The 10,643-nt window shown below is 59.8% G+C and carries 9 protein-coding genes; 3 read left to right on the forward strand and 6 right to left on the reverse strand.

Features of this window, described 5'->3' with window-relative positions; all coding sequences use genetic code 11:
* Positions 1–72: 72 nt before the first annotated feature.
* A complete protein-coding gene (locus ACIOVB_RS14475) occupies positions 73–3,120 on the reverse strand; it encodes a hypothetical protein (RefSeq protein ID WP_401268681.1) in 3,048 nt (1,015 codons plus the stop codon).
* Between the two features lie 468 nt (positions 3,121–3,588).
* Here ACIOVB_RS14475 and ACIOVB_RS14480 point away from each other — a divergent pair, with 468 nt between their 5' ends.
* Positions 3,589–3,957, forward strand: coding sequence for a DUF6124 family protein (locus ACIOVB_RS14480; protein WP_401268683.1), 369 nt, complete (start codon positions 3,589–3,591; stop codon positions 3,955–3,957).
* Positions 3,958–4,103: 146 nt separating this feature from the next.
* Here the strand turns inward: ACIOVB_RS14480 and ACIOVB_RS14485 are convergent, their stop codons facing one another.
* Complete coding sequence (locus ACIOVB_RS14485) at positions 4,104–4,463, reverse strand: PilZ domain-containing protein (RefSeq protein ID WP_187678107.1); 360 nt, start codon at positions 4,461–4,463, stop codon at positions 4,104–4,106.
* 230 nt (positions 4,464–4,693) lie between these two features.
* The gene (locus ACIOVB_RS14490) at positions 4,694–5,080 is read right to left on the reverse strand and encodes a tol-pal system YbgF family protein (RefSeq protein ID WP_401268686.1); all 387 of its coding nucleotides are present in this window, start codon (positions 5,078–5,080) and stop codon (positions 4,694–4,696) included.
* A 172-nt stretch (positions 5,081–5,252) separates the two neighbouring features.
* On the opposite strand from ACIOVB_RS14490, the gene pyk reads away from it, so the two are divergent.
* Complete coding sequence (gene pyk / locus ACIOVB_RS14495; RefSeq protein WP_401268688.1) at positions 5,253–6,704, forward strand: pyruvate kinase; 1,452 nt, start codon at positions 5,253–5,255, stop codon at positions 6,702–6,704.
* A gap of 115 nt (positions 6,705–6,819) precedes the next feature.
* Here pyk and ACIOVB_RS14500 read toward each other — a convergent pair whose 3' ends face one another.
* The 3 genes from ACIOVB_RS14500 to ACIOVB_RS14510 are packed head-to-tail and all read right to left on the reverse strand — an operon-like array spanning position 6,820 to position 9,633.
* A complete protein-coding gene (locus ACIOVB_RS14500) occupies positions 6,820–7,569 on the reverse strand; it encodes an enoyl-CoA hydratase-related protein (protein WP_401268691.1) in 750 nt (249 codons plus the stop codon).
* A gap of 29 nt (positions 7,570–7,598) precedes the next feature.
* A complete protein-coding gene (locus ACIOVB_RS14505; RefSeq protein WP_401268693.1) occupies positions 7,599–8,534 on the reverse strand; it encodes an iron-sulfur-binding ferredoxin reductase in 936 nt (311 codons plus the stop codon).
* Positions 8,527–9,633: a diguanylate cyclase domain-containing protein gene (locus ACIOVB_RS14510; RefSeq protein ID WP_401268696.1), complete on the reverse strand. Its 1,107-nt coding sequence runs from the start codon at positions 9,631–9,633 to the stop codon at positions 8,527–8,529. Before ACIOVB_RS14510 ends, ACIOVB_RS14505 begins: the two co-directional genes overlap by 8 nt.
* 566 nt (positions 9,634–10,199) lie before the next feature.
* On the opposite strand from ACIOVB_RS14510, the gene ACIOVB_RS14515 reads away from it, so the two are divergent.
* The coding region (locus tag ACIOVB_RS14515) for a fumarate hydratase (RefSeq protein WP_401268698.1) at positions 10,200–10,643 on the forward strand (444 nt) is incomplete at its 3' end.

Below are 10,643 nucleotides of genomic sequence, written 5' to 3' on the forward strand. Positions count from 1 at the left end.
TGGCGCTTTGAAAAGATCAACGTCTACTGTCAGATCTGACAGGTCTATTGACCGTTCGTCGGATGGTCTGGCTCAGGTCGGTTTTGAGTTTTTGATCTCAAAGCGCGCGCTCAACGCCCAGTCCGAAGCCTCTACCCCGGTAGGATCGTCGACAAGCGTTTGCCCGACGCGGCACCAGTTGCCTCCGGGTGGCAGTGGCACTTCGGATTCGCCGCGCCATGCGTCGCCGGACACAGCCAGTGGCGGCGACCATTTCACGTCCGGGTTGAACCAGCTCACCACATGCACGCTGCCCGCGCGCCCCTTGCCGGCGAGCGTCACCGGATCACTGAGCCAGCGCCCGGCTGCCGGCTCGTCGATGACGGGTCGATAAGTGCTCTGTTCGAGCGTTCGCTGCGCGGGATCCGACTCGAAGTTGTTGTACATTGCCGTCGCTTGCAAAACGTGAAAGCCGCTCCTCACACCCGAGGTCACCTTCACCGACCAGGTGCGATCCTCCAGCACGACGGTGCTTTGCGTGCCAAGGTTCAACTGCACAGTGACGGTATCGCCCGGCACACCGAAGCCGGACACCACGACCTGCTGGCCGACCTGGTCATTTTCAACTGGGGACTCTACAAACGGCGCCGCCGGCACGAGGTCAAATTGCAGCAGTGGCGTGTCTTCTGATTCCTGCAATTTGCCGGTTTCATCCATGAACGTTTGCCGCGCCCAGATGGTTTTATGTCCTACCGGCAACGTCACTTCAGCTTCCCAATGGCCCTCCCGGTTCACCGGAACATCCGTGAGCAGAGGCTCGGTGAGGCCTTCGAGAAAAATCTCGACATACCCGTTCGCCATGCCGCGCCCCTCCAGCTTCGCCATGCGGGGCAGCTTGCCGTTTTGCGTCGGCTGGAGAAATTCCGGGGGCAGCAACACCACTTCAAAAGTGCGCGCGTCACTGCGAGCCGAAGGCCTGCCCAGCAGGGTCTGCTGCGCATCGAAGGTGTAGAGCCTGAACTCCAGAGCGCTGAGGTCAATCGACCAGTCACCGTCCTTATCCAGTACCTTGGGACTGCCGAGCGGGCGGTCGAAACGCACGTCACGCAACTGCATCGTGGCGCCCTCCATACCGTTTTTACCCTGGATCGTGACAACGCGACCGACTTTCGCCCCGTCCTCGGGCTGGGTAATCAGCGGTTGGAGCATGAGTATTTTGACAGTGAAGGTCTTTGACACCGGCGGCGAGGTTTGCTCGGCGGCGAATTGGGTGACGGTGACGGTATGTGACACATCCGGCGCAAATTCCTTGTCCCGCCGGAACTGCCAGGTACCACCACTGACAATCCCGTCATGCTCGACCTGGTCTTCGTCGCTGTACCGAATTTTGACCGCGGCACCTGGCCAGCAAGTACCGCTGAGCTTTGGGGAAAGACCATCTTCCACCGGGTCGTTCAGGCCGGGGGCCAAGGGCGGGATGGTCACATCCAGATAGACCCACTCTGTTTCCTGCCCGTCTCCCGCCTGTTTGATACGAACTCGTCGATTGTACGTTGGCCCCCAGATTTCAGAGGCCTTGCTCGACCATTTGCCACTGACCGTCAGCGGCACATGAGGCGCCACCGCCTCGTCCTTGTCGATTTTCCACAGCCACACGGTCGCACGAGCATTGCCCTTGCCGCTGAAGGTCGGTTGATATTCCGGGGTGAAGGCCAACTCACTCACATCAGGCAATCTATTTTCGACCGTAAACTCAAACGGTAACGACTCGATCCAGCCACTGGCACCGTCGCCGACCTTTTGTATGATGTGCGCAGTGTAAATGCCGTACGGCCAGCCTGTAGCCGTGGTTGTCCAATTGCCTCCGTTCGCCACAACGGGCGCTGGTGGCGTGACAGTCGAACCGGGAACGGTGATCACGACCGTTGCTCCAAGGTGTGCGCTACCCGAAAATTTTATTGATGTGTCGGTGAGCTCGACGGTGACACCGGTAAATTTTGCAGGCCGAACCTTGAATCCTCGCGGGAGACTGCGCCTGGAATGTTCCGCCAAGCCGCTGACAAACTGTTCTGCCACCAGACTCAGGGGGCCCGGCGGCATGTTGCTGACAGTCACGCGCCATGACTCCGTGCCCTCTGGAACCGGACCGGTGGCAATCGGATTGTGCTCACCCGTATCGCGCAGAATCTCGACAGTAGCCCCAGGCATGCCCTTTGAACCTTCAATCGTAAAGGTTGAGTCCACCAATGAACCCGAACCTGGGGAAGAAATGACGGGCGCATGAATGACATTAAGCACTACCACACTGGACCAAGCCGCCAGGTTTTCTAACATCCCCCTGACATGCATCTGAATCCTGCCTTCAGGCAGATCGTTTGACGTTATGGTCCATTTGCCATTGAGAACTGGAGCGCTGCCGTAGTGCTCAATTGCGCCGTTATATCGGTAAAGGTCGACGGTTGAACCGCTCAAACCATCGCCCCAAAACGTTGTTTTTTTACCCACAAGAAGTTCATTTGCAGGACCAAGAAGCAACGGGGCCAAAACCCGCACCGTTATGATGTCTGACGCCCGACTGTTGACGCTGTCAGACCAAAAAACAAACAAACTCAAGCTTGGCGATTGTCGTGGGGTCGCGACCATGATCGAAAAATTGCCGTTTCCATCGGCATTTCCCTCACCAATAACCTCATGAGTCGAGCTGTGTTCGCTCACCACCTTCGCATAGGGCGGACAACCGGTCCCCGTCAGCAGGAATGAATTCCCCACCAACTGATTGTTATGTTTCGAAGAGATGAGCGGCGCCGTAATGTTATAAACCGTCCACACCTTACTGCGCATATGAGACTCCGGCCTTGACTCCCATTGCAGTACCTGAAATTCACTTTTTCCTGGTTTCAGCCCATTTATAAGCGGCAACGAAAAACTCCCGTCACCGTCCATTTGCTTTTCGTAACTCAAATAGTCCTCTTTTCCAGGCGTGACAATTCGCACATGGCGCCTGGCGTGCCCGCCCCCAGTGACCGTCACCAGGGCTCCAACTTTTCCACCGTCGAAAGGGGTCAGAATGTAGGGCGGAGAATCAAGGGTTTGCGCATCACCTGATGGACCCGTTGTACCCTCTTCTTCAAAGGTCGCCATGATCAGTTCCTTCTTGTTACTGGGGCGGGATGGCTTGCAGGAAACCTTTTAATACGCCTCCGCCCTTGCCTTTCGCACCTGTAAAATCTGACAGTACCGACGGACGGTAACTTTTCCCGCACTGCCGTTCAGTGACGTCCTACAGCCGCCAACATCCGGCTACGCCGGGTTGCGCCATTGCCTACACATCACTCAGAATCCGCCGGCTTGTGCGCTTGGCTGATGCCCCGTAACTTGATCCGTGCCGCTGCCAATCAGTGGTCGGGTTTAGTCGCCCGGGGTGTGTCATCAATGTGTATAAGCGTCATCCAGTCGGGTATTCCCTATCCCTGCACTCGATGGTGGCTGTACGTAGGGCGCTTCGGCGCGCCGGTTTTTGGTGATACCCCCCGGTCGACTAACCTGCGTCCAGCCGCCACCCTCCGTTTAGTCGCGAAGTGGTGAAGGCCCCAACTTAGGGTTATCACTATGTTCAAAGACACGCCGAATCCCCCCGAAACCGACTCGGTTTCCCCCTACAAATCCGCCGAATCAAAAAAACTCCACGAGGCCGCCGAAAAAGCCCTCGATCACTACCTCAAACCGAAACCTGACCCGCGCAATTCCGTTGATCGCGGCATGCAGATGTTCAGGGTCGCCCCCGACCTCAACCCCGAAGCCGTGGCCATTCAGACGTACGAGACGTTTTCGTCGGTGAGCATTCTGCTGCTGGATCTGGCGGACAGCCTGGACGACAAGCCGCGGCATCTGGCGATGGCGATTTATCAATTGAGCGAAATGGGGTTGTTGCTGGCGGAGCAGGCGCTGGATAACGAACGGGCGATTGCCGTTACCTGACCGTTAACCATGCGGCGCCTGAACTGACGCCATCGCGGGCAAGCCCGCTCCCACAGGTTCAGCGAGCGGACACAACATCAGTGAACGACGCAAACCCTTTGGAAGCTGGCTTGCCAGCGATTGCAATGGTGAAGGCGCCGCAGAACTCAGGCCGAAGCCGGCAACGGCTGAAAACTGAAGTATTGCCGTAGCGCCTCGACCAGTTGTCCGTATTCCACCGGCGGTCGTTGCAGGCTGAAGCCGGCGTCGTAGTGCAGCGGGGTCGCGTCTTCGTGGCACCAAAGGCAGCAGGCAGCCAGATCGATCACCTGCTGGCAGCCATCGCCGCAGGGGATCTTCAGACGCAAATGGAAATCCGCACCGATCATCATCGGCAACTGGCTGATGAGCATCAGCCCGTCTTCGGACACATTGCCGAGAAAGCCGATGGGTTTGTCGGTGACGCTGTTGAACACTCTGAGGAAGTACGGCAGCTGATGCCGTTCAATCCGGCGGTCGGTAAACATGCGCAGTTCGCCATGCAAGGCTCCATCACAGAGCCGCACCTTTGCTTCGGAACGCACCTGTATGGCAGGCACGCTCTCCCCGCTTCCGGTGTGACGGTCGCTAAATCGCCGTCACCTGACAACTGGCCAGTCGCAGGTGTTGCACGGTATTAGAGACACGGCTCTAAACCCGATTCATTCGACTATAGCTCAGCTTGTACAACCGGCCAGCTTTTGTATGATAACCACCATCAAAAACGGGTCGGACGCACCACGGCTGCGGCACTGCGGGTCGGGTAATGGCCCAGGCTCTGCAAGGTTTCCAGGCGCGCGCGGGCGCGGTAGGCGTATTCGCTGTTGGGGTACGAGGCGATGATGAACTGGTAGGTCTGCGCGGCATCGACAAACAGCTTCTGCCGTTCCAGGCACTGGCCGCGCATCATCGACACTTCCGGCCACACATACGGGCGGGCACGGCTGGCGCGTTCGACCTTGGACAGTTCGAGCATCACCTGCTCGCAATTGCCGCGATCATAGGCGCTGTAGGCGTTGTTCAAATGATGGTTCATCGACCAACGGGTGCAGCCCGTGACGGCGAGGACGCTGAGGGCAAGGGCGGCAATGGGCAACAATCGCATGGGGGTTCTCCTGTCTTGTGCTCTGTATCGACCCCTGGTCGGAAATCTTCAGGCGCGTTTGTCCCAAAGTTACCGCGTTCAATAAAGAAAATAGAAAGTAGTGCAAACGAACAATGACTACACCCCTCGAGCATAGTAGCCTTCGCTAGCGCTTGAACTCAGGAGTCTTTGCATGTCCGTCCGTCGTACCAAAATCGTCGCTACCCTTGGCCCGGCCAGTAACTCGCCGGAAGTTCTCGAACAGCTGATTCTGGCTGGTCTGGACGTTGCCCGTCTGAACTTCTCCCACGGCACCCCCGACGAGCACAAGGCTCGCGCGAAACTGGTGCGTGACCTCGCTGCCAAGCACGGCCGCTTCGTCGCCCTGCTCGGTGACCTGCAAGGCCCGAAAATCCGTATCGCCAAATTCGCCAACAAAAAGATCGAGCTGAAAATCGGTGACCAGTTCACCTTCTCCACCAGCTATCCGTTGACCGAAGGCAACCAGCAAGTGGTCGGCATCGACTACCCGGATCTGGTGAAAGACTGCGGCGTGGGCGACGAGCTGCTGCTCGACGACGGTCGCGTCGTGATGCGCGTTGATACCGCCACTGCCACTGAACTGCATTGCACTGTGACCATCGGCGGCCCGCTGTCCGACCACAAAGGCATCAACCGTCGCGGTGGCGGCCTGACCGCGCCGGCCCTGACTGAAAAAGACAAGGCCGACATCAAGCTCGCCGCCGAAATGGAAGTCGACTACCTCGCGGTGTCCTTCCCGCGTGACGCCGCCGACATGGACTACGCCCGTCAACTGCGCGACGAAGCCGGCGGTACTGCCTGGCTGGTGGCGAAGAGCGCACGCGCCGAAGCCGTGGCCGACGACGAAACCCTCGACGGCCTGATCAAGGCGTCCGACGCAGTGATGGTTGCCCGTGGTGACCTCGGTGTGGAAATCGGCGACGCCGAACTGGTGGGCATTCAGAAGAAAATCATTCTGCACGCACGCCGCCACAACAAGGCTGTGATCGTTGCGACCCAGATGATGGAGTCGATGATCCAGAACCCGATGCCGACCCGCGCCGAAGTGTCCGACGTGGCCAACGCCGTGCTCGACTACACCGACGCCGTGATGCTCTCGGCCGAATCCGCCGCAGGCCTGTACCCGCTGGAAGCCGTGCAAGCGATGGCGCGCATCTGCGTCGGCGCTGAAAAGCATCCGACCGGTAAAACCTCCAGCCACCGCATCGGCAAAGTGTTCGAAAGCTGCGACCAGAGCATCGCGCTGGCAGCCATGTACACCGCCAACCACTTCCCGGGTGTCAAAGCGATCATCGCCCTGACTGAAAGTGGCTACACCCCGCTGATCATGTCGCGCATCCGTTCTTCGGTGCCGATCTACGCGTTCTCTCCGCACCGTGAAACTCAGGCCCGTGCGGCCATGTTCCGTGGCGTGTACACCGTGCCGTTCGACCCGGCATCGCTACCGCCGCACGAAGTGAGCCAGAAGGCGATCGACGAACTGGTCAAGCGCGGCGTTGTGGAAAAAGGCGACTGGGTCATCCTGACCAAGGGCGACAGCTACCACACCACCGGCGGCACCAACGGCATGAAGATCCTGCACGTGGGCGACCCGCAGGTCTGAGTGACCGGTTGCTGAAAAGCGAAAGCCCCGCCATGTGAATGGCGGGGCTTTTTGCATTCTGATCCAACAGGTGCGGCGCCTGTTCGGCCCTCATCGCTGCCAAGGCCGCGAAGATTCAGTGCCGTTTGATAAACCCGGTCAATGCCGCCAGCGCTTCGGGCGATCGCAGCCTTTGGGTGAACAACGCGCCCTCCGCTTCGATCACTTTGCGGATCAGCTCGCGATCCGGCGCTTTCATCAGTTGCTTGCTGATACGCACGGCTGCGGGCGGCAACTCATCGAAGCGCAGGGCCATTTCCCGCGCCTTGGCCAGTGCCGCTTCGCCGCTGCCCAACGCTTCGCTGGCAATGCCCCACTCGGCGGCTTGTTCACCGCTGAAGCCTTCACCGAGCAACAGCAACTCAGAAGCTTTGGCCTGGCCGAGCAAGCGCGGCAGGATCAGGCTGGAGCCGAACTCCGGGCACAAACCAAGGTTGACGAACGGCATGCGCAGGCGCGCATCACGGCTGACGTAGACCAGATCACAGTGCAGCAACAGCGTGGTGCCAATCCCCACCGCCGCCCCGGCCACGGCAGCGATCACTGGTTTGCGGAACTCAAGCAGGTTGAGCATGAAGTGGAACACCGGGCTGTCGAGATCGCTCGGCGGTTGCTGGATGAAGTCGGCGATGTCGTTGCCGGCGGTGAAGCAATCGGCGCTGCCGGTGATCAGCACGGCGTTGATTTCAGGATCGCTTTCAGCCTTCTTCAGCGCCTCGGCGAGACGACTGTACATCGCCCGGGTCAGGGCATTTTTCTTGTCAGGGCGGTTGAGGCGCAGGGTCAGTAAACCGCGTTCGCGTTCCAGCAGGATGGCTTCGGGCATGGCGTGTCTCGCGTCTGATGGATCAGCGCTCAACCACGGCTGAGGAAGACGTCGGCCAGCAGTTGATTGCGCGGCAGTCCAGCGAGGTACAGCCGCCGGGCAAAGGCGTCTACGCTGGTCGGTGAGCCGCAGACTAAGGCCAGGGTTTGCCGGGAAACAAGGCGCAGTTGCGCCAAAGCGGCGGGCGACTCGGCCGCCGTCCAGAGTTCGACGGTCAGGTTATCCCGCTGCGCGGCCAGTGCCGCAAGGGGTTTGGCCAGATAGTGCTCGCTGGCGTCATGGGCCAGGTGAATGACGCGGATTGCGCCTTGGTGATCCTGGCGCAAGGCTTCACGCAGCACACCGAACAAAGGGCCCAGACCTGTACCGGCGGCCAGCAGCCACAGCGGTCTTGCATGCCAGTCGGGGTCGTAATGCAATGCGCCGCCGCGCAGTTCGCCGAGGCGGATCGGGTCACCGATCTGCAAGCGCCGCGCCGCATCGCTGAATTCGCCGGGCTGGCGGCAGTCGAGGTGAAACTCAAGAAAGCGGTCTTCTTCCGGCAGGCTGGCCAGCGAATACGGCCGCGCGATGTGATCGATCCACAGCACCAGATGTTGGCCGGCGCTGTAGCGCAAGGGCCGTTGCGGGGTCAGGCGCAGACGCAGGACGTTGTCACCGAGCCAGTCCAGCGCTTCGACGACGGCCGGGCGACCGTCCTTGATCGGGTCAAAGGTGTGCACCTGCAAATCTTCGATCACCTGACACTGGCAGGCCAGCCGCCAACCCTGCTCACGCTGTTCGGCGCTCAAGGCATCCGGGCGGTTATCTGCCGGCAGGCCTTGTACGCACTGCACCAGGCAGGCATGGCAACTGCCGGCGCGACAACTGTAGGGCACAGCCACGCCGTTCTGGTTGAGTGCATCGAGCAGATTGCTGCCCGCCGCCACCGACCAGTGCCGTTCACCGACGCGAAGTTCAGGCATCGACGTTCTCCCACGCGGCCGCACAGCGGTTGCGCCCGTCACGCTTGGCTCGATAGAGCGCCTGATCGGCGCGCTGCAAGGCGTCGTCCAGATCATCGTCCAGCGCCAATAAGGTCATGCCGGCCGAGAGGCTGAGATCTCGCACGTTCAGACCGATCAGTTCGACGTCGGTAAAGGCGATGCGCAGCCGTTCACAACAAGCCGTAAGGCGTTCGGCGTCGCAGTCGGGCAGCAATACCACGAATTCCTCACCACCATAACGCGCCAGCACATCGCCGTCGCGCAGGCATGCTTGAGCAACGCCGGCAAAGGCTTGCAACACCTGATCGCCAGCGGCATGGCCGTGCAGATCATTGATGCGCTTGAAATGGTCGAGGTCGATCAGCGCCAGCCCGTGTACCACGTCATCGTCCATCGCATTCAGTTCACGCGAGGCCAGGCGCAGAAAATGCCGGCGATTGAACAGGCCGGTCAGTTCGTCGGTGGCGACCAGGTCTTCAAGCTGGCGCATCATCCCGCGCAGGGTGTCCTGATGCGCCTGCAAGGCAAAGCGACGCTGGCGCATGCGTTGGCGCGAGACCTGGACGAAACGTGCGTAAATCACCAGCCACGCCAGCACCATCGCCAAGACGCACACTTGCAAGGCTGCGAGCGCCGGTTCCGGCAAGCGCATGTGATAGCCGTCCCACAGGGTAATTGCGCAGAAACTGAAGAACACCAGCAGCGCACAGCGAATAAACGCCCGCCGACTCAGATGAAACAGACCGAATAACAGGATCAGCACGTAGAACACCAGAAACGCGCTGCGTGCTTCATCCAGATGGGCGATCAGCCAGGTCTGCCAGCCGAGCCCGAGCAGCACTTGCGCTTCGGTCAGGCTGGGATCGGCAAAACGCAGGTTCCGGCCAGACCAGAACAGGCCGAACAGGATGGCCTGAGTGATCACCACCAGCGCGCTGCCGATGGTCACTGCGCTCAAGGATTGGTCGTAATGCCCGGTGAAAAACGCCAGCCACAACAGCACCAAAGCCAATCCATAGGTGGCTGCAGCGAGGGCAAAGCGTTTGAGCAAAAGACGTTGAATGGCGTTATGGGTCAATCGTTGACTCACCGTGCGATTGGAGGCTGACCGAGTGTCCTACTCTACAGACCGGCTGCCACTTTAGTGGCGTAGTCGATAAATGACCACCGATTTTCGGGCTCGAAATTTGACGTCAAAAGTGTGGCCTCAAAAGCCCCTCACCCTAGCCCTCTCCCGGTGGGAGAGGGGACTGACCGCGTTTCACTCACAAGCTACACCGACCTGAAATACCGAGCCGAATCGAGGTTTTGAAAACCACACAAATCGGCTCCCCTTCCCCCCAAGTTGTCTGAGCCCGACTCAGATTTTGAACAGCATGAGGATCGGCTCCCTCTCCCAAGGGAGAGGGCTGGGCTGAGCGGGTGATGTAGAAGTAAAACCCGATGTCCGATATTCGCCCAACCATGCGACCAACGAATGACTACCTGCGCGTGTACGCCCCTTTGATGCGCGTTATACTGCCGCGCCTTTTTAGCGTCGCGCCAGCAGCCCCGGCGTGCCTTGAAAGGTGCTTGCGACCGACCGATACACCCAAGCCGCAGGCACCTTATTGAATGTTCCCGTCTTTTAGAGGAGCGCGACTCATGACCGTGATCAAGCAAGACGACCTGATTCAGAGCGTTGCCGACGCCCTACAGTTCATTTCCTATTACCACCCCGTGGATTTCATCCAGGCGATGCACGAAGCCTACCTGCGCGAAGAATCGCCAGCGGCCCGTGACTCGATGGCGCAGATCCTGATCAACTCGCGCATGTGCGCCACCGGCCACCGGCCGATCTGCCAGGACACCGGTATCGTTACCGTGTTTGTCCGCGTAGGTATGGACGTGCGTTGGGATGGCGCCACCATGGGCCTGGACGACATGATCAACGAAGGCGTGCGTCGCGCCTACAACCTGCCGGAAAACGTCCTGCGTGCTTCGATCCTCGCCGACCCGGCGGGCGCTCGTAAAAACACCAAGGACAACACTCCGGCGGTCATCCACTACTCCAGCGTCCCGGGCACCACCGTGGAAGTGGCCGTGGCG

Source organism: Pseudomonas sp. NPDC087639 (genome assembly GCF_044743385.1).
GTDB lineage: Bacteria > Pseudomonadota > Gammaproteobacteria > Pseudomonadales > Pseudomonadaceae > Aquipseudomonas.